Here is a 20,153-nt window from a genome sequence, read left to right on the forward strand (position 1 = left end):
ATTATGCAAAAATTGCAATAAACAGCAAATTATTGCAATTTTTTATTTATTTTTGCAATATTAAACCGCAAATAAAATGAGAAAGGAAGAACGCCAGCAGACTATTTTAGATTATTTATCAAAAGAACATCGAGTAACTTCTGTTGAATTGAGTGAATATTTGAGTGTTTCTGAAGATACGATCAGACGGGACTTGAAAGAGCTTTCAGATCAGGGGCTTTTAAAAGCGGTTCGTGGTGGTGCGGTGGCTCCTTCTCCGATGCCTTTGCATTATAGAAAAAGAGAAAAGCATGATCTGGAAAACAAAAAGATTATTGCAGAAAAAGCCATTTCGTATTTAAAAGATGGGCAAGTAGTTTTTATTGATGGAGGAACAACTTCTTTGGCTTTAGTGGCAAGTTTTCCGCATCATTTAAAACTAACTGTCATTACAAATAGTTTTCCTGTTGCTGTTTTGGTCGAAGATCTACCGAATATCGATTTGATTTTTGCTGGAGGAAAAATGTGCAAAACCTCTTTTACTACTGCTAGTATGGAATCTCTAGACTTTTTTAGAAATTTCAGAGCTGACATCTGTGTTTTGGGAACATGCGGTATTCATCACGAACGTGGTCTTACCGGAATTCTGTATGATGATTCGCTGATTAAAAAAAGTATGATTCAAAACTCGAATTTCATAATTGCTTTGGGGTCGAGTGAAAAAATCGATACCGCAGAAACTTATTTTGTTTCTCATTTAAAAGATATCGATGTTCTAGTAACTAACATTTCGCCTGACGAAGAAATTTTGAAAGTGTATAAAAATACGGGGGTGACTATTCTTTAATTTCATAACTTTGATCTAAACAATGATTTAGCATTACTATAGCGCAATGGAATTCCAATATTTTCTACCATCAGAAATTCTGAAACCTTATATAAAACATTATTATATTTTTGAATCAGATTCTGATATAGAATTTCAAGACACTGTATTTCCGAGTGGCGAAATGGAAATGATTTTTAACCTCGGCGACGGTATTTGGGAATCCTTAATTGATGAAAAATTTCATAAAACACCCAAAATTGAATTATGGGGACAAATAACAAAGCCACTTGCCATAAAATCAAAAGGTAGGCACACTATGCTTGGCATTCGGTTTTACACTTATTCTGCGTCCTATTTTTTTAATGATGAAATCGGGATATTTAACGATCAGATTTTAGATTTAGAAGATGTAATTGGCAAACCTATAACAACGCTATATTTACAGCTTTTAGAAACTTCAGAAATACAAAAGCGAATTGAACTTATTGAAGCATTCTTAATCAAGAAACTGGTAACCAATGATAATAAATCACAAAAAATTCAAAAAGTAGCTCATATATTATCGAGTTTAGTCCAAAATCCATCGGGGAGCGAGATCAATACTATTGCAGCCAAATACGGAATGACGCCTCGCTATCTTCATAAATTGGTTTTTCAACACACAGGGCTTGCCCCAAAATCCTTTAACAAGATTATCCGTTTTCAGCGTAGCCTAAAACTGATTGCCAATAACGATTCCCCTTTAACTTCAATTGCTTACGATTCTGGCTACTTCGACCAGTCGCACTTTATAAGAGATTTTAAAGCTTTTACAGGAACTACACCTACTTCTTATTTAGAAAATCTATCTCCAATAAATAATTTAATTGTATAAAATCAATATTCAGCTTCTTAGTATCTTAGAATCTCAAAAAATAAAAATCAGTTCCGATTTGTACAATTTAAAAGTTTTTAAACGCAATACCTTTGATTAAAATAATATAAATCTATTCTTTTAATTAAAACTATTGTTATGAAAAATTATGCTCCTTGTACAATTTTAAAACTACTTGTATTTATCATAGTATTAAACAGCTGTAATTCGGCATCAAAAAAAGAAACAGCCAATTTAGACGAAGCAAAAAAAGCAATTCAGGAAAGCAACGCCATTTATTTTAATTCATTTAAAAATAATGATGCTTCCATTTTCATAGATCGTTATGCCGATGACGCTTCAATATTACTTCCAAATGCACCTCAAATTTATGGAAAAGAAGGTGCTGCTAAATTTTTTAGAAAAGCCTATGACGAATATGGTTTAAGAGGTGGTAAATTTATCACTACAGCAATATACGGCGATGGCGTAGAATATGTAACCGAAGAAGGGTTATGGCAGTCTTTAAATTCGAAAGGCGAACTTATGGATGATGGCAAGTTTCTTGTTCTTTGGAAAAAAACTCCTAAAGGCTGGAAAATGTTTAGAGATTCTTTTAGCAGTAATCGCAAAGCAGAATAAATACTAGTCTAAAACAAAAAAAGCCTTTCAGGATTTTACTCCCAAAAGGCTTTTTTACTACAAATTAAGTGGCAATTTTATTTCCATCCGCCGCCCAAGTCTCTATAAACATGAACTGCAGCATTTAATTGTTCTTTTTTAGTATCTACTAATTCCAATTTTGCTTCTAAAGCATCTCTTTGTGTCATTAAAACTTCAAAATAGTCTACTCTTGCCGATTTAAACAAATCGTTTGAAACTTCGATAGAGGTATTTAATGCATCAACTTGTTTTGATTTAAGATCGTAACCTTTTTGAAGATTCTCAATCTTAGACATTTGATTTGACACTTCTAAATAAGCATTTAAAACTGTACGATCGTAATTGTACAATGCTTGAATTTGTCTTGCATTAGCACTTGCAAACTCTGCTTTAATGGCATTTCTATTAATCAAAGGCGCAACAAGATCTCCGGCCAATGAGTACAATAGCGATTCTGGCATTGTAAACAAATAAGAAGGTTTAAAAGCATTTACTCCAATCGCAGCAGTAATATCCAAAGAAGGATAAAACTCTGCACGAGCTACTTTTACATCTAATTTTGCTGCTACTAATTGCAATTCTGCTTGTTTTACATCTGGACGATTCTGCAATAATTGAGATGGAATTCCAGAACTTACAGCCGCTGGTAAAAGACTTAAGAAATTAGTAGTGCTTGTTCTTTTGATTTCCTGCGGATATCTTCCAAGCAAAAAGTTGATTTTATTTTCTGTTTCTTTTATCTGCTGTAAGATATCAAACTCCATACTTCTTGAAGTTAAAACCTCTGCTTCAAATTTCTTTACTCCAAGTTCAGTTGCTCTTGCCGCTTGTTTTTGAACTTTTACAATTTCTAAAGCGTTAGTCTGCAATTGAATTGTCTGTTTTACAATCTCTAATTGATTGTCTAAAGCCAACAATTCATAATAAGAATCGGCAACTTCAGCGATAAGATTTGTAATAACAAAGTTTTTACCTTCAACAGTAGCCAAATATCTGTTTAAAGCTGCTTTTTTAGAATTGCGAAGTTTTTTCCAAATATCTACTTCCCAGTTTGCATAAGCTGCAATGGTAAAATCTCCCAACGGATCTGGCATTTCTTTACCAGGCATAATTTCAGTTGTAGCATCACCAGCTCCTTGGCTTGTATATCTACCTACTTTTTCTACTCCAGCTCCCGCACGTAAACCTGCAGTTGGCAATAAAAGTCCTTTTTTTACACGAATATCATTCTTTGCGATTTCTATTTCCTGTAAAGTAATATTTAGTTCTTGGTTATTTTTAAGAGCAGCATCAATTAAATCGATGAGGTTCTGATCTTTAAAATAATCTTTCCACGCTAACGCAGCTGTATTGTTGCTTGCTTCCTGTGTTTGAGCTGTTTGTCCAAATGAATCAGGAACCGGCGTACTTGTAGTTACTGCTGCCTCAGGTGCAGGGGTTTTACACCCTGCAACTGCCAGACATGCAGCTAATACAATACTATATTGATATGTTTTAACTCTATACATGATTGTTATCAATTTCTTCTGTTAATGGGTTTTCTTCTTCATGTTTTACCAATTTGTGTTTCTCAGCAATTTTGGCAAATATGAAATACAAGCCTGGAATTACAAATACACCACAAATGGTTCCAATAAGCATACCTCCTGCTGCTGCAGTACCAATTGTTCTGTTACCAATTTTACCTGGACCAGTCGCAAAAGCAAGTGGCAATAAACCTGCGATGAAAGCAAACGAAGTCATCAAAATTGGACGGAACCTCGCTTTGGCTCCTTCCATTGCAGCTTCTAAAACCGATTTACCTGCAGCATGTCTTTGAATCGCAAACTCAACAATCAACACGGCATTCTTACCTAATAAACCGATAAGCATTACCATAGCAACTTGAGCATAGATATTGTTTTCTAATCCTGTTAATTTTAATAAAAGGAAAGCTCCAAAAATACCTGCTGGTAAAGAAAGAATTACCGATAATGGCAAAATAAAACTTTCGTATTGAGCTGCTAATACCAAGTAAACGAAGCCTAAACAGATTAAGAATACCCAAATAGCCTGATTACCTTGCGCCACCTCATCGGCAGAAATACCTGCCCAGTCAATGTCATATCCTCTTGGCAATTTTTCAGCTGCCACTTTCTGAATCACTTTAATCGCTGTACCAGAACTATATCCTGGAGCTGGCGAACCACTGATTTGTGTTGAGGTATACATGTTATGACGTGTGATTTCTGAAAGTCCGTACACTTTTTCCAATTTCATGAAAGCAGAATAAGGCACCATTTCATCACGATTATTCTTCACATACAATTTCAAGATATCATCTGGCTGTGCACGATATTCTGGTGAAGCCTGAACGATTACTTTATAATTGATACCAAATTTGATAAAACTGATTTCGTAGTTACTTCCCACAAGAGTTGACAATGAGTTCATCGCATTTTCGATAGAAACACCTTTTTGCTGTGCTAAATCATTATCGACTTTCATCATATATTGAGGGAAACTCGAGCTATAGAAACTAAATACGTTTGATAATTCTGGCTGTTTGTTCAATTCAGCCACAAAATCATTATTTACCTGTTCCATTCTCTTATAATCAACAGAACCTGTTTTATCCAACAAACGAAGCTCAAATCCTCCGGCAGCACCATATCCTGGTACAGCAGGCGGTTGGAAAAATTCGATATTAGCACCTGTAATATCTTTACATTTTTCCTCCATTTCATGCATAATCTCTAGAACAGATTCTTTTCTGTCGCTCCAGTCTTTAAGGTTAACCAAACACGTTCCTGAGTTTGCTCCCGTACCTTCAGACAGAATCTCGTAACCTGCCAATGAAGAAACAGATTTTACTCCGTCAATTTCTTCAGCAATTTTCTGAACTCGCTCTGCAATATTATTTGTTCTTTCTAATGATGACCCTGGGGGCGTTTGAATAACGGCATAGAACATTCCCTGATCCTCATTCGGAATAAATCCTGAAGGCACATTACTACTAATGATCCATGTTCCAGCACAGAAACCAAGAAGCGCTACAATTGTCACTACTCTTCTGTTAACAATTTTACCCAATAGATTTTGGTATTTACCTTGCGCTAAATTGAATTTTTCGTTGAAAGCATCAATAAATCGGTTTGCAGGAGTTTTCTTTTTAGGTACTCCGTGATTGTTTTTCAGCATCATGGCACAAAGTGCAGGTGTCAAGGTCAAAGCCACAATACCAGAAAGGATAATAGCCGTTGCCATCGTTACAGAGAACTGTCTGTAGAATACCCCAACAGGTCCAGACATGAACGCTACTGGAATAAATACCGCCGCCATAAGGAAGGTAATCGCAACAATTGCTCCTGCAATTTCATGCATTGCCTGCTTAGTCGCTTTAAATGGCGACAGATGTTCTTCTTCCATCTTGGCATGAACGGCCTCGATAACCACAATCGCGTCATCGACCACGACCCCAATTGCCAATACTAAAGCAAATAATGTAATTAAGTTTAATGAGATATCGAAGAATGTCATGAACACAAAAGTTCCTACCAACGATACTGGAACTGCAATTGCCGGAATAACCGTAGAACGCCAATCTCCTAAGAAAAGGAATACTACCAAACCTACCAGAATAAATGCTTCAACCAACGTGTGGATTACTTTTTCGATAGAAGCATCAAGGAATTTAGAAACGTCATACGAAATTTCATAATCCATTCCTTTTGGAAATCTCTGTTTGATTTTTTCCAATTTTGCTTTTACCTCTTCAATAACCTGATTCGCGTTACTTCCAAAAGATTGTTTCAATACAATCGCCGCAGATGGTCTTCCATTCAAATTAGAATAGATATCATACATCGAGCTTCCAAACTCGACTTTTGCAACATCTTTCAATCTCAAAAGCTCACCGTTTGGATTTGCTTTTACTACAATATTCTCATATTGCTCTTTTGTTGTAAAACGTCCAGAATATTTCAATACATATTCAAATGCTTGAGAACGTTTACCAGAACTTTCCCCAGTTTTACCAGGAGAAGCTTCCAAACTCTGACTTGATAATGCTTCCATAATCTCATCAGCAGAAATTTTATAAGCTAGCATACGGTCTGGTTTTAGCCAGATACGCATTGCATATTCACGTGTTCCTAAGATATCTCCAGAACCAATACCGTTTACCCTTTTTAATTCAGAAAGTACGTTGATATCAGCATAGTTATACAAGAACTTCATATCGGTATTTTTATCTGTACTGTAAAGGTTCACGTACATCAACATACTCGGTACTTCACGGGTAATTTTGATACCCTCTCTAATTACTAAAGGAGGAAGTTTATTGGTTACAGAAGCCACACGGTTCTGCACGTTAATTGCAGCTTGGTTAGGATCTGTTCCTAAGTTAAAAACTACTTTAATTGTTGCTTCACCATCATTTCCTGCATCTGAAGCCATATATTTCATCCCTGGAACACCATTTAGGGCTCTTTCCAACGGAATAACAACCGCCTTGATCATAAGCTCACCATTAGATCCAGGATAATCTGCGGTAACGTTCACCATTGGAGGTGAAATCGTAGGGAATTGTGTAATTGGCAAGTTTAAAACCGACAATATCCCTAAAAAGACAATAATCAACGATATTACTATCGAAAGAACAGGTCTTTGAATAAATTTATTAAACATTTTCGTATTTTTTAATGATTAAACTTATTGAAGCTTAAAATTGTTTCACGTTTCACGTTTCAGGTTCAGTACGTAACTTGAAACCTTAAACTTGAAACTATAAAACAAAAAACTATTCTGCTTTTAAGCGTAAATTATTGATTACTTTATTAGGAGATTGGTAATCGTATTTAATCTTGTCTTTTTCTTTTACCTTCTGAACACCTTCAAGTAAGATTTTATCATTTTCTGAAATACCGCTTTTGATTACATACAAATCAGGAATTTCGCCAGTAATAGTAATTTCTCTAGAACTTACTTTATCATCTTTACCTACTACAAAAACGTATTTTTTATCTTGAATTTCGTAAGTCGCTTTCTGTGGAATTACGATAGCATTTTTAAGAGGAACGTTCATTTGAACTTGTCCTGTTTCGCCATTTCTAAGTAATTTTCCAGAGTTTGGGAATCTTGCTCTGAAAGCGATATTTCCTGTTTCGTTGTTGAATTCACTCTCTATAACCTCAACATTTCCTTTTTCTTTAAAAATATCTCCGTTAGCCAATACTAGAGCCACTTTGTTATCTGCACGGTCTTTAATGTTTGTTTCGTACTGAATATACTCTGGTTCAGAAACGTTGAAGTAAGCAAACATTTGGCTGTTGTCTGAAAGGCTTGTCAATAATTCGCCTTCATCAATCAAACTTCCTAGTTTTAAAGGAATACGATCGATTGTTCCGTCAAATGGAGCTCTGATTTCTGTGAAAGATAAATGAAGTTTTGCTAAAGATACTTCAGCTTTTGCTGACTGTAATTTTGCCTGTGCAACGCTTAATTCGTTTTTAGAAACGATATTTTTATCAGCTAGCAATTTAGCATTTTGCAATTCGATTTCTGCCGATTTTTGTTCAGACTGCGCTTTAAGCAACTCAGCCTCATACATATTAGGCATAATTTTAAACAACAGTTGTCCTTTTTTTACAAACTGTCCTTCGTCAACATATATATTTTGTAAAAACCCTTTTTCTTGGGCACGCAGTTCGATATTTCGAACCGATTTTATTTGTGAAACATATTCTTTTGTAAATGAAGTATCAATTCTAACCGGATTAGTAACGGTAAATTTTTCTACTTCTTCTTTTTCTTCTTTTTTAGATGTACAGCTCGTTAAGCACACCAAGGCCATTAAGCCTGTGAACATAATAATTTTTTTCATGATTTAGTTTGGAAATTAAGCGATTGAATGCTTTGGAATGAAAATTCCTTTTGGATGTTAAATGCATCAGCCAGCCTTAGTCCAGACCTTAACTTTATATAAGCAGAAGTAGTAAAAATATACAACAGCAAGATACGCAGAGATCGTAACTCAGGTAACCGATGTATATTTTAAAATCAAATCCTTAATACTTGTTGAGTAATGTAAATAGGATTTGAATGCCTTAAAACAGGCGTAGAAATTTTTAAACGATTAACATTCGATGCAGACTGATCTGAAAGTGCCAGATACAAAGCATCTACCAAACTATACGAAGCCGTGAAAAACTTGTTCGTAAGGGTATTAACATCATCTCCTCCCAGAAGATCTTCTTCAAGATCAACATCTGCATCTTCAATTATTGAAGTACCGCGATCCTGATTGGTAAACTTAACTCTGTGTTTTTGCAGATGATGGTGATTATGAGCACCAAAAGTATTTGCATTCAAATATTGGCCTCCACCAAACAGAAGCATATTCATGAATACTAAAAATACTGTTAACTTTCTCATTTCGGTGCGAAAGTAGTAAAAGAATCAAAACAAAAAAAGAATTTTTAACAAGGTTTAACAATTACATAAAACGAAAACGTTTTCACTCCTATAATATTTATCAATCGCTTTCTCTTTAATTTTAAAAATAAAAACAAAATACTGATTATCAATAATTTAAAATAAAAAACTAAAAAAGAAAAATTTCCATAATTGTAAATTCCTGTCCCTTTTTCACAAAGGTTTTAAAAGTGTTTTTCATTCCAAATTTCTCGTAAAATGCTTTTTTACTCGTTCTGGCGTTGCACCAAACTTTTTCCAGACCTTTTTCTTTTGCAAATTTAAAGATGTATTTTAAAAGTTCAGAAGCAATTCCTTTTCCCTGATATTCTTCTAAAGTAGCTAATTTTCTAAACTGCATTTCTTTGCCTTCAATAAAACAGGAAACTATAGAAACCAATTTGTTGTCTTCAAAAACTCCAAAATGAAACCCTGAAGCATCTTCTTCAAGCTGTACAAATTCAAAAGGCTGATCGGGCCACATGACTTCATGTCTAATTTGCCAAGTATCAGATGCATTTATTTTTTTAATTTCCATATCGGTTTATTAATCTGTTCAAAAATAATTCATTTTAATTTGATTGTAAAAAACAACTTGAAAATATCGATATAATTAACTTTCAAAACTTTACATAAAAATAAATCAGACAAATCGTTCAATTTTAATCTATTATGATTATTTTTATAGTGCCAAAATCAAATAGAGCCCATTATGAGAAAATTCTTTTTAGCAGTATTTTTATGTATTTGTGCCAACGGATTCGCACAATTAATACAAGTTGGACCACAGTTTTCTACTAATATTACTTCTGTCAATGCTAAAAGTTTCAGCTCTGACCATACAAATACAGGAATTGGCGCGGCTGCTTTTGCCAGATTAAATCTTGCGCTTTTTTATGCTCAAGGCGAATTTGGATATGCTCAAACCAATTTTAGCGTATACCAGAACGGCGTGGGAGAGACAGAATTTAAACTAGCCGGAACAGATGCTTCATTAATTGCAGGAATTAAAATTGTTCCGCTTGGAAAACTTGGAAACGTAAGGCTTTTTGTGGGTTACAATTGGAAGAACTACTCTGATATAAGCTCCAGCAACAATTTAAACTCTGTAGCATTCGAAAAAAACAATCACAGCATTCTTGGAGGTGTGGGAATTGATGTCTGGAGACTGACTTTTGATGTTAGATATCTTGCCGGACTTACCGATATTGATGCTTCTAATGGTGAAATTAAAACTGGAGTTACAAACCTATCTCTTGGATTTAAATTTTTATAAATCATAAAACAAAAAAGGGAATCGATTGATTCCCTTTTTTATGACTTATTTTTAGATTTTAACGTAATAACTTTCTTCATTATTACTCTCTATTTTCTGAATGCCTTCTTGTGTTTTAACTGCTACATTTATAACATGCAAAACATTTGATTTATCATTAATACTGCAATTCCAAATTGTTCCATCTGAAAGAATGATTTCTGAAAATACCGACACAGTACTATTGGTATCATTATAGACTAAGTTTTCTGTTCTTAGCAATTTCTTCGTATTGCTTTTTTTGTCGACTTCATAAAATAGAATTTCGTTTTCTTTAATTTCAACTATTTCATCAACGTTAGACTGAACATTGACATTTTCTGAAGCTGTAGACCAGACTGGCTGATTCCCTGCCCTTTTCCAAGTCCCTATAGCTTGTTTTAAAATTTCTTTTCTCAAAAGCTCACGCAAAGTGTCTACTTTTTTAACAGCATCTTTCCCTATTTCATTTTCAGGTTTGATCTTTGCTGCTAAAGAAAATAAATCGATAGCTTTTACAAAATCGGCTTTTTTATAATAAGATACAGCCAATTCATATTTATTCTTTTGAAATGATGCCTTTTGATCGCTTTGTCCAAAAAACTGAAAAGTAGTTAGCAAAACAATCAGAACAAATGTCTTCTTCATTAAATTTGGGGTTTTTAATATTTTGCAAACGTAATATATTTCGTAGATTTACTTTTACGGTTCTCCGTATTTTCAAACATTTTTAAACTTTAAAAATAAAAAACGCTGCTTTTAAAAAAAAAAGCAGCGTTTTTTATTTCATCATTAAGATTTACTCAGTTATTTAACATACAAAATATTATTCTCTGGGGTTGCATCCATAAAAATTCCTCCATCAAGCTCGATTTTTTCTATTTTTTTTGTGCTTTTCAGAACTATTTTGGCTGTTTTCTGGTTTTTCTCCCAAATTGCAGGTGTTTGATGTAATGTTACTGTCGATTTATCAGCGTAAGTAATTATAACATCAAATGGAATTGCAAAACCTCCAATATTTTCTACTGTTATAATTTTCTTATCCGCAGAAAGTCCTTTTACTGCAATATCTATATAATTATTAGTAAAGAACCAATTATTGAAAAACCAATTTAAATTCTTGCCTGTTGCAGTATTAAACGAATTAAAATAATCCCACGGAATTGGATGTTTTCCATTCCAAGTATCCATATAAAAATGAAGCGCTTTTTTGAACAGTTCATCTCCTAGCATATCTTTTAAAGCCAAATAAGAAAGAGAAGCTTTTCCATACGAATTATTTCCATAGCCAGCTCCAGAAACTTGTGTAGACATTGTAATAATAGGCTGATCTTGTTCTGCAGAGCGATCACGAATATAATTTTTCACTCTAAATTCCTGATAAAATTTATCTGCCGCTTCTTTGCCATGCTCTGCAGTTCCGATTAAATATTCAAAAGTGGTTGCCCAGCCTTCGTCCATAAAAGCATAACGCGTTTCATTAATTCCCATATAAAAAGGAAAATAAGTATGTGCTACTTCGTGATCTTGCACCAATTGTGCGAAAACAGGATCGTCTGTTTGCGAGTCGTTGCACATCATTGGATATTCCATATCTGCAAAACCCTGAAAAGCCGTCATTTTAGAAAACGGATACGGAACTCCTGGCCAATTGTTAGAAAACCAATCTAAAGCATATTGATTGTTTTTTACTGAATTAACAAAATCGGTTCCTTTTACATTGTAAGCTGCCTGAACACTTGCACGACGATTTGTTTTTTTATCTACCACTACACTGCTCGCATCCCATAAATAATGGTCGCTTAAACCAAAACATACATCTGAAATGTTTTTAGCTTCAAATTTCCAAACGTTCCAATCGTATTGCTTGGTTACGATTCCGCTTTTCATTTCCTGTTCGTTGGCAATATGTAAAATTTCGTCTGTTGTATAAGATTTCTTTAAGCGTGAAGCAAATTCAGGCTGTAAAACCTCATCTGGATTCAATAAATCTCCTGTTGCATACACCACATAATTTTTTGGCGCTTTTACAGAAAAAACATAATCATTGAAATCATTATAAAACTCTTGACGATCTGTATGCGCTAATCTATCCCAGCCATTATAATCATCAAAAACTGAAACTCTTGGATAGCTATAGGCTACAAAAAAAGTGGTTTCGTCGATCTGCCCTTCTCTACCACTTTCTTTGGATAAAGGATAGTTCCACTGAATATCTATAGTAGTTTTTGAATGCGGTAAAATCTTTTTTTGCAATTTTACGTTTCCAACGGTTCCCCAATTTCTAGCATCTTCTTTGTATACCTCATTTTCTATTTTTAATGAAGTAATCGTTAATCCATCGCTTAAAAAATCATTACTTACTTCGCCGCCTCTAGGAGAAGAAGGTTTATGAAGATTATTTACAAAACGGATCACTAAGTTTTTTAATGTATCCTTGCTGTTGTTTTCGTAAATGATAGTTTCAGTTCCGCTTACCAATTTTGTTTTTGGGTCAACAGAGATTTCCATATTGTATTTTCCGCGGTTCTGCCAATAGTTTGCGCCTGGTTTTCCGTCTTTAGAACGTGTTCCGTTTTCATAAGCTTTTTTTATGTTTCTAGGCATATAAAGCTCTTGGGCAAAGTTATTTTGGGCAAAAAGAACGAATGCTATTAAGGCAAATTGCAAAAATTTCTTTTTCATATAATGATTCTTAGGTCGTTAAATTGTTTGGTATATAAGACTGCTGTTTTTAAACAATGTTACAAATTTAGTTATTAATTGTAAATTGTTAATGGTGAATTGTAAAATGTGAAATGTAAGTTGTGAGATATAAAAATCTTATTATACTTCAAACCTCTTACTTTTTACTTTTTCACAAGAAAAGAAAAACCGTCTATTACCCAAAAGCGACAGACGGCATCTACAATTAATATATAACCTTGAGAACTACAAAATATAATCGGTATTAATAAAATTCGATTCTTTGCTGTTAAGCAATTCTTGCAGAATTTCATTGTTATAATCGATATCTTTTGAAGCTACAAACGTACGGATCGAGAAAGAACGTAAAGCATCTGGAATACTCAAAGTTCCTACTGCAGAATCTTTTCTTCCTGTGAAAGGGAAAGCATCTGGTCCTCTTTGGCAAGAACTGTTTAGATTTACTCTACAAACTAAGTTCACCAAAGCATCAATTAGCGGAGCTAGAGTTTTGATGTCTTTACCAAACAAACTCACTTGCTGCCCATAATTTGACTCAGCCATATCTTTTAAAGGTTCTTTAATGTCTTTGAAAGAAAGTACAGGGACAACTGGTCCAAACTGCTCTTCGTGATAGACACGCATTTCTTTGTTTACTGGATACAGAACCGCTGGAAAAATATAATTATCGGTATGTTTTCCTCCCTTTTCATTTATCACTTTAGCCCCTTTATGAAGAGCGTCGTCAATTAAACCTTGAATGTATTTTGGCTTATCAGTTTCTGGAAGCGGCGTTAAAGCCACTCCTTTTTCCCACGGATTTCCAAAAAGCAAACTGTCTACTTTTTCAGCAAAACGTTTGTTGAATTCTTCGGCAATCGATTCGTGAACATATAACACTTTTAAAGCTGTACAACGCTGTCCGTTGAAAGACAAACTTCCTGTAATGCATTCTTGAATAGCCAAATCTAAATCGGCATCTGGAAGAATAATCGCCGGGTTTTTAGCTTCTAAACCTAAAATTAAACGCAATCTGTTTTTGTTCGGGTGCTGATCTTGCAAAGCAATTGCCGATTTACTGTTTCCGATTAATGCCAAAACATCAATTTTTCCAGATTTCATGATCGGAGAAGCCACTTCACGTCCTCTACCGTAAACAATATTTATTACCCCTTTTGGAAAACTGCTTCTGAAAGCTTCTAATAATGGCGAAATACACAAAACTCCATGTTTAGCCGGTTTGAAGATTACGGTATTTCCCATAATCAAAGCAGGAATCAATAATGAAAAAGTTTCGTTAAGAGGATAGTTGTAAGGTCCAAGACACAAAACCACTCCAAGAGGCCCACGACGAATCATGGCGTTTACACCTTGTACTTTTTCAAAGTGCGAACTGCGTCCGTTTAATTCTTTATAGCTTGCAATAGTATCGTAAATATATTCTACCGTTCTATCAAATTCTTTTTGCGAATCTCCCAATGATTTTCCAATTTCCCACATCAAGTATTTCACTACTTCTTCGCGGGTTTCTTTCATTTGCTTCACAAATTTTTCCATGCATTTAATACGATCCACTACTTTCATAGTTGGCCATAAACCTTGTCCCATATCGTATGCATTGGTAGCAGCTTCAACAACTTCTGCTGCTTCTTTTTCTCCCATAAAAGGAATCGATCCTAATAAAGTCGGCGAATATTTTTCAGTTGAAGAAATAGTTGAAAATACAGGTGTGGTTTGCCCTGTCCATTGTTTCAATTCTCCATTCACAAGATAAGTATCTTGATTTATCAGGCTATTAATCTGATATTCTTCTGGTATAAAACTCATAATTTGGTTTGTTTAATGGTCTGGTAATTCTATTTTCAAAAGAAAAAAGAGGCTTTTTTATTGCCTCTTCTTCTTTTATGGTTGTACTGTTTCACCTTCCCAATCTAGGATTCCTCCAAGCAGATTGTAGGCATTTTCGATACCCAACTCGTTCATAATCTGGCAAGCTTTTGCGCTTCTAGCTCCAGAACGGCAGTATACGTAATAGTTTTTATTTTTGTCTAATTCTTCGATTTCATAGATAAATGCCTGCCCTTTATTGATATCAATATTAAGAGCATTCTCAATGTAGCCGTCATTAAATTCGTCTTCAGTTCTTACATCAAGTATAACTGCATTTTCGTCAGCCTGTAACTGAGCAACCCAATCTTCTTGTGATAAATTCATAGTAAAATGTGTTTTTGTAAAATTACGACGTTTCTATATATAAAAAACGTACCAAATGCGATTTCGATTATTATTCTCAGAAAACGTTTTAGAGAAAGTATTATAATCAGTGAATTACAAATTTAGTTACTATTTTTAAAAATTCAGCCTACAAAATCGATAGAAAATAGGATTTTTTCATTTACACAAAATTAATCTTAAATCTAGTTTTCTGATAATTATTCCCATTCCAAACCATTATCTTTGCAAGTAAATACAACTTTTAATTCGATTTTGATAAATATACCATTCACGAATCACACCAATTTTCACAACTTAATTAGTAGCAATTCGTGCAATTCGTGGCAAAAAAAATACACAATGCAACAATCATTAAAAACCATATTTCCTAATTTCTCTAACGAACTTATCGCTACGATTGAAGAAAACGGAAGCCTTCAGGATTTTGAAGCCGGAACCATTTTAATGCGCACCGGACAGTACATAAAAAATACAGTTCTAATTATTAAAGGAAAAATCAAAATCTATCGCGAAGGCGAAGATGGCGGAGAATTTTTAATGTATTACCTGCAACCTGGACAAGCCTGCGCCATCTCGATGATTTGCACGGCAAAAAGCGAAAAAAGCCAGATTATGGCAAAAGTGGTAGAAGATGTTACCGTAATGATGATTCCGCTACAGTTAATGGACAAATGGATGATGGAACACCGTTCTTGGTACGAATTTGTAATTGAAACCTATCGAAGCCGTTTTGAGGAAGTTCTCGAAGTGGTTGATAATATCGCTTTCCGTTCTATGGATGAAAGATTAGAGTTTTACTTAAAAAGACATTCTGATGCCTGCGGCTGTTCTGAAGTGAATCTTTCGCATCAAGAAATCGCAACCGAACTAAACACTTCTAGAGAAGTTGTTTCTCGATTATTAAAAAAAATGGAACAACGAGGTTTGGTTAAACTCAACCGAAACCAAATTGAATTATTGAAGTAAAGTTTTTTCTGCCACGAATTCACGAATTGTAATGATGTATTCTATCGCGCTGAATTTCACGAATTCATTTTTTCTCAATCATTATCAAAAGAAAATTCGTGAATTCGTGGCAGAAAAAAAATATAAAATCACTTCTGTGATAAATGTTACTGTAGGTTTCTAATTTCCGAAGCAACTTTGCATCAAAACAAATGCAATGGAATATCTAGGATTTTTTGCCTCAATCATAATCGGAATCACTCTTGGCTTAATTGGCGGTGGCGGTTCTATTCTGACTATTCCCATTTTGGTATATTTATTCAAGGTAAATCCAGATCAAGCCACTTCTTACTCTTTATTTATTGTTGGATTAACTGCCTTATTTGGAAGTTATAGCCATTATAAAATGGGAAACCTGAAATTAAAATCGGCTTTGTATTTTGCGATTCCTTCTGTGGTTTCTATCTTGATAATTCGTGAAGTGATCTTTCCTCAAATTGCCGCAACTTTATTTTCTGTGGCATCTTATACGGTTTCAAAAGATTTTCTGATTATGATTATCTTTTCCATACTTATGATTACAGCCGCAATTTCGATGATTAAAAAAAATCAGCCTGAAATAAAATCAACCGAAACCAACTATTCACAATTAAGCTTAATTGGCTTTTTGGTCGGAATTGTAACAGGATTTCTTGGTGCTGGGGGCGGATTTTTGATTATTCCTGCCTTGCTTTTTTTCGCCAATCTACCCATGAAACAAGCCGTTGGAACTTCGTTATTAATTATCACCATCAATTCATCAATAGGTTTTGCAGGCGATTTATACATCGGAACACCAATAAATTATACTTTCTTACTAAGCGTTTCTGCAATGGCTTTAATTGGAATGTTTGTTGGAAGCCAGTTTTCTAAAAAAATTGACGGCACAAAATTAAAACCACTCTTCGGATGGTTTGTTCTTATAATGGGATTTTATATCATTGCCAAAGAAGTTTTATTCTAAAAGCAATTACAACTTTTTATTTAGTTTCACTTGTAGAGTAATCTTTGTCAAAGCAATACACTTTGACAAAGATGAAACTAAATCTTCTACAGTTCGCCAAATTTGTGCTTATAACGTTCAAGCTCAATTTCGGTTTTGTTTAGCAACTTTTCTAATAACTGAATTTTATCTTCATACAGTTCCTTTAGAATCGATGTATTATCCGTATTAATTAAAATACTTCCGTTATTATTTCCTGTTATTTTATTGTAATTATTAAAATATTTATCATATTCAAAACTAATTATATCTTCTACGCTTACATCTAAAATTCGCCCTATTTCAACCAATTTATCATAACTCAAAGATGTTTTCCCTTTCTCAATTTTACTGTAACCCGCCTGAGTTACACCTAATCTTTCTGCCATGTATTCCTGAGTGTAATTTTTTAACTCTCTAATATTTCTAATTTTGTTTTTAATTGTTGTGGCCATATTTTTTTCTGATTTTGAGGTCATGTATAGTTAAAACAGCCAGCCGTAAAATAGTAACGGCGTAACTATACTTTTTATTGGGTATTCATAAAGCTAGTTCATAATAAATACATTATGCCTTAGCGTTTCGTTAATTTTTTCTTTTTGCTAATAATAAGATAACCATATATCAAAGCTGCCATTATGAAAAAAAGATCATAATGGGAAATATCAAATACAAACATCTCTGATTTTTCTTATGCAGTTCTTTTTACACTGCGTTCAAACTGTAGATCCAAATAGTAATCGATCTGTTTACCAACCAATGCGCGGTCTTTGTTGGCAATTCTAGTTCTAATTTCATTTTGGTAAATATCTTTTACCAAAACAAAATATACAAACTCATCTTTATTGCCAAACCTGGCAGCAATAATAAGCGCATAGCATAAAATCGCAGGAATAATGTAATACAAGTCCATTAAATTGGAAAATAGCATACAATAATACGTTGCAGCAGTTACGGCTATAAAGGCGCCGTTTTCAAGAAAATATTTCTTCTTTTTTTTAAGCAGTCCGAGTTCTTTAATTTCATCAAACTGATACTGCCAGTTTTTAGATTTGTAACGAAATCTAACCTTGTCGGAAAAAATTGTTAGTGGCATAATAATTTAGTAGGTAAAAAAGATTTAAGCTTTTAGTAAAAATCAGTTTCTAAAAATCCTTAGGGGAAAAAAAATTCTTAGATACGCAATATTAAGCATTAACTGCTTTTTTTTCTTACAATTAACATTATAGAATATAACTATCGGTTGTAATTAAATCTTTCGTAAAAGTTATCTTATGTTTATCTATTAAAAATATTAGTCCTGAAGAAGATTATTTTGGGCGTTGCCTTCGGCGTTATGATTTGGCTAAAGCCTATTTCACTTTAAACAAAAAAACTCCAGTTAAAACTGGAGGCAATTCATATCATTTTTATAAAACTTTCGATTTATTTTTATTTTTTCCAACCGTCAAGTACTTCTTTATTATCCAATATAAATTTTTCATTATTTCTGTAGACCGTAAAAAATGTTTCTCCTTCTTTTTTCACAATTGAATCACCAATTTTTATTCTTGGCCAAAACTGACCAAAAACAGCAAACTTGGTTTCATCATTTAAATATATCATTGAAGAATTGTGATTATATTTTTCAAAAACTTTATCTATAACTATGCCTTGAAATTTTTCTTCTTTAATATTTCTTAATGAACTATTATATCTTTCTTCATCAGTATCGAATATAATTGACCTAACAATAAGAAAAATAGCAACTATAAAGACCATAGCATTTACAATCTTTTTCAATTGTGTGTTTGACAACTCAAAACCTTCTTTTTTCATTTTTTAGTTAAATAAAATCAACAAGCTCATTTATTCAATTGCCTGCAGCTTTAGCTGGAGGTAAACAAATGTATACAAAAAAGGCTTTAGCCAAAATCGCAAAGTTTAGCTAAAACCCAATTCAAATCCAAACAAAAAACCTCCAGTTAAAACTGGAGGCAATTTAATTATATATTGAAATAAAAATTCGTATAATTTATCGCTATAAAATTCACTAATCAGAATTGATGATCAAAATAAAAATTCGTGACTCAAGCGACAGCGAATAGGCGAAGCAATTCGTGGCTATCAAAAAAAAATCAATGTTCCCCATACCCAATATCATCCATTTTCCCACTGAAAACACGATATTGAATAATAAAATAAATAATCACCAAAAACAAGGCGATAAAAAACCAGCTCAAACCTGCATTTAATCCGTATTCGTGAGCAGCGGTATTGTAAATCGTTAGTGACGGATTCACATTATTTGTTGAAGGCAGAACATTCGGAAAAATCGAAACCGCTGTCGAAGCAAATCCTCCCACTAAAAATAAAGTCGAAAACAGAAATCCGTGGCCATCTTTTTTAAACGAACGCACTTTAAATAATCCAGCAATTCCAACAAAAGTCATTACAGGAAAAAACCAAAGTATCGGATTTTCGACAAAATTATGAAACGGTTTTGGCTCAATAAAATGCCAAATCCCCAAAGAAATAAAGACCAAAATCAGCAGAACAAAATTCAGTTTAAAAACGACATTTTTCAGTTTCGGATTTAACGCCGAATTTGTTTTATAAATAATCCAGTTTGCACCGTGAATCGTTAAAGCGACAACACTTACAATTCCTAAGAAAAGTGTAAACCAATCGATAATTCCCAATTCATTTGCTTGCGGACTAAAGGTTGGATTCCATAAAGGCAAAAAGAAAAAGTGCGGTTCCTGCGTTGAAACTCCGTTTTGAACCATTCCCAGATTAACTCCACGAACAATATTACCTAATGCGATTCCGAAGAAAAGAGCCAACAGCAGACTCGCAATTCCGAAAGCTTTATCCCAAATACTTTCCCACATATGATTATGAACTTGTCCGCGCATTTCAAGTCCGATTGCTCGGAAAATCAACAGCCATAAAATCATAATCAAAGGCAGGTAAAATCCGCTGAAAGAGGAAGCGTATAAAGTTGGAAAAGCAAAAAACAAAACGCCTCCAGCTGCAATCAGCCAAACTTCATTGGCATCCCAAAACGGACCAATCGAATTGGTGATTACTTTTTTATCTCTCTCAGTATCGGCAAAAAATAAATGAATAATTCCTGCACCAAAATCATAGCCGTCCAAAACCAGATAAACAGCCAGAATTCCCATTAAAACTACGTACCAAAAAAATTCCATAC

19 protein-coding genes are annotated in these 20,153 nt (G+C 33.8%); 6 read left to right on the top strand and 13 right to left on the bottom strand.

What is annotated here, in order from left to right; genetic code table 11:
* The first annotated feature begins 76 nt into the window (after positions 1-76).
* The 3 genes from J7574_RS07660 (at position 77) to J7574_RS07670 (ending at position 2,303) form a co-directional block, all read left to right on the top strand.
* Complete coding sequence (locus J7574_RS07660; RefSeq protein ID WP_290966566.1) at positions 77-826, top strand: DeoR/GlpR family DNA-binding transcription regulator; 750 nt, start codon at positions 77-79, stop codon at positions 824-826.
* Between the two features lie 46 nt (positions 827-872).
* Positions 873-1,682, top strand: a complete 810-nt coding sequence (locus tag J7574_RS07665; protein WP_290966569.1) for a helix-turn-helix domain-containing protein — start codon at positions 873-875, stop codon at positions 1,680-1,682.
* Positions 1,683-1,820: 138 nt separating this feature from the next.
* Positions 1,821-2,303 (top strand): hypothetical protein, encoded by a 483-nt coding sequence (locus J7574_RS07670; protein WP_290966572.1) that lies wholly within the window; start codon positions 1,821-1,823, stop codon positions 2,301-2,303.
* A 77-nt stretch (positions 2,304-2,380) separates the two neighbouring features.
* On the opposite strand, the gene J7574_RS07675 is transcribed toward J7574_RS07670, so the two are convergent.
* The 5 genes from J7574_RS07675 to J7574_RS07695 all read right to left on the bottom strand — a co-directional run bounded on the left by J7574_RS07675 (position 2,381) and on the right by J7574_RS07695 (position 9,315).
* Positions 2,381-3,832, bottom strand: a complete 1,452-nt coding sequence (locus J7574_RS07675) for a TolC family protein (RefSeq protein ID WP_290966574.1) — start codon at positions 3,830-3,832, stop codon at positions 2,381-2,383.
* Complete coding sequence (locus J7574_RS07680; protein ID WP_290966576.1) at positions 3,825-6,992, bottom strand: efflux RND transporter permease subunit; 3,168 nt, start codon at positions 6,990-6,992, stop codon at positions 3,825-3,827. The genes J7574_RS07675 and J7574_RS07680 overlap by 8 nt, the downstream gene beginning before the upstream one ends.
* 112 nt (positions 6,993-7,104) lie before the next feature.
* Positions 7,105-8,187 carry an efflux RND transporter periplasmic adaptor subunit gene (locus tag J7574_RS07685; RefSeq protein WP_290966579.1) on the bottom strand — a complete coding sequence of 361 codons (1,083 nt, stop codon included), beginning with the start codon at positions 8,185-8,187 and terminating at the stop codon, positions 7,105-7,107.
* A 176-nt stretch (positions 8,188-8,363) separates the two neighbouring features.
* Positions 8,364-8,738: a hypothetical protein gene (locus J7574_RS07690; RefSeq protein ID WP_290966581.1), complete on the bottom strand. Its 375-nt coding sequence runs from the start codon at positions 8,736-8,738 to the stop codon at positions 8,364-8,366.
* A gap of 169 nt (positions 8,739-8,907) precedes the next feature.
* A complete protein-coding gene (locus J7574_RS07695; protein ID WP_290966584.1) occupies positions 8,908-9,315 on the bottom strand; it encodes a GNAT family N-acetyltransferase in 408 nt (135 codons plus the stop codon).
* Positions 9,316-9,489: 174 nt separating this feature from the next.
* Between J7574_RS07695 and J7574_RS07700 the strand changes: the two genes are divergently transcribed.
* A complete protein-coding gene (locus tag J7574_RS07700) occupies positions 9,490-10,053 on the top strand; it encodes an outer membrane beta-barrel protein (RefSeq protein WP_290966587.1) in 564 nt (187 codons plus the stop codon).
* Positions 10,054-10,104: 51 nt separating this feature from the next.
* Here J7574_RS07700 and J7574_RS07705 read toward each other — a convergent pair whose 3' ends face one another.
* The 4 genes from J7574_RS07705 to J7574_RS07720 all read right to left on the bottom strand — a co-directional run bounded on the left by J7574_RS07705 (position 10,105) and on the right by J7574_RS07720 (position 14,970).
* On the bottom strand, positions 10,105-10,719 hold the full coding sequence (locus J7574_RS07705; protein WP_290966589.1) for a tetratricopeptide repeat protein: 615 nt from the start codon (positions 10,717-10,719) through the stop codon (positions 10,105-10,107).
* A gap of 159 nt (positions 10,720-10,878) precedes the next feature.
* Positions 10,879-12,756, bottom strand: coding sequence for a M1 family metallopeptidase (locus J7574_RS07710; protein ID WP_290966592.1), 1,878 nt, complete (start codon positions 12,754-12,756; stop codon positions 10,879-10,881).
* Between the two features lie 246 nt (positions 12,757-13,002).
* Positions 13,003-14,583: an NADP-dependent glyceraldehyde-3-phosphate dehydrogenase gene (locus J7574_RS07715; RefSeq protein WP_290966594.1), complete on the bottom strand. Its 1,581-nt coding sequence runs from the start codon at positions 14,581-14,583 to the stop codon at positions 13,003-13,005.
* Between the two features lie 75 nt (positions 14,584-14,658).
* Positions 14,659-14,970: a rhodanese-like domain-containing protein gene (locus J7574_RS07720; protein ID WP_129745301.1), complete on the bottom strand. Its 312-nt coding sequence runs from the start codon at positions 14,968-14,970 to the stop codon at positions 14,659-14,661.
* Between the two features lie 360 nt (positions 14,971-15,330).
* On the opposite strand from J7574_RS07720, the gene J7574_RS07725 reads away from it, so the two are divergent.
* Together J7574_RS07725 and J7574_RS07730 are read left to right on the top strand one after the other, a co-directional pair.
* The gene (locus J7574_RS07725; RefSeq protein WP_160782091.1) at positions 15,331-15,957 is read left to right on the top strand and encodes a Crp/Fnr family transcriptional regulator; all 627 of its coding nucleotides are present in this window, start codon (positions 15,331-15,333) and stop codon (positions 15,955-15,957) included.
* Positions 15,958-16,153: 196 nt separating this feature from the next.
* Entirely contained in the window at positions 16,154-16,939 is a 786-nt protein-coding gene (locus J7574_RS07730) for a sulfite exporter TauE/SafE family protein (protein WP_290966602.1), read from the top strand.
* Positions 16,940-17,025: 86 nt separating this feature from the next.
* Here the strand turns inward: J7574_RS07730 and J7574_RS07735 are convergent, their stop codons facing one another.
* The 4 genes from J7574_RS07735 to cydB all read right to left on the bottom strand — a co-directional run bounded on the left by J7574_RS07735 (position 17,026) and on the right by cydB (position 20,151).
* Positions 17,026-17,412: a helix-turn-helix transcriptional regulator gene (locus J7574_RS07735; protein WP_290966603.1), complete on the bottom strand. Its 387-nt coding sequence runs from the start codon at positions 17,410-17,412 to the stop codon at positions 17,026-17,028.
* Positions 17,413-17,648: 236 nt separating this feature from the next.
* Positions 17,649-18,053 (bottom strand): hypothetical protein, encoded by a 405-nt coding sequence (locus tag J7574_RS07740; RefSeq protein WP_290966606.1) that lies wholly within the window; start codon positions 18,051-18,053, stop codon positions 17,649-17,651.
* 335 nt (positions 18,054-18,388) lie between these two features.
* Positions 18,389-18,775, bottom strand: a complete 387-nt coding sequence (locus J7574_RS07745) for a hypothetical protein (protein WP_290966608.1) — start codon at positions 18,773-18,775, stop codon at positions 18,389-18,391.
* Between the two features lie 299 nt (positions 18,776-19,074).
* The gene (gene cydB / locus J7574_RS07750; RefSeq protein ID WP_290966611.1) at positions 19,075-20,151 is read right to left on the bottom strand and encodes a cytochrome d ubiquinol oxidase subunit II; all 1,077 of its coding nucleotides are present in this window, start codon (positions 20,149-20,151) and stop codon (positions 19,075-19,077) included.
* Positions 20,152-20,153 lie beyond the last annotated feature (2 nt).

The organism is Flavobacterium sp. (assembly GCF_017744675.1).
In the GTDB taxonomy this organism is placed as follows: domain Bacteria; phylum Bacteroidota; class Bacteroidia; order Flavobacteriales; family Flavobacteriaceae; genus Flavobacterium.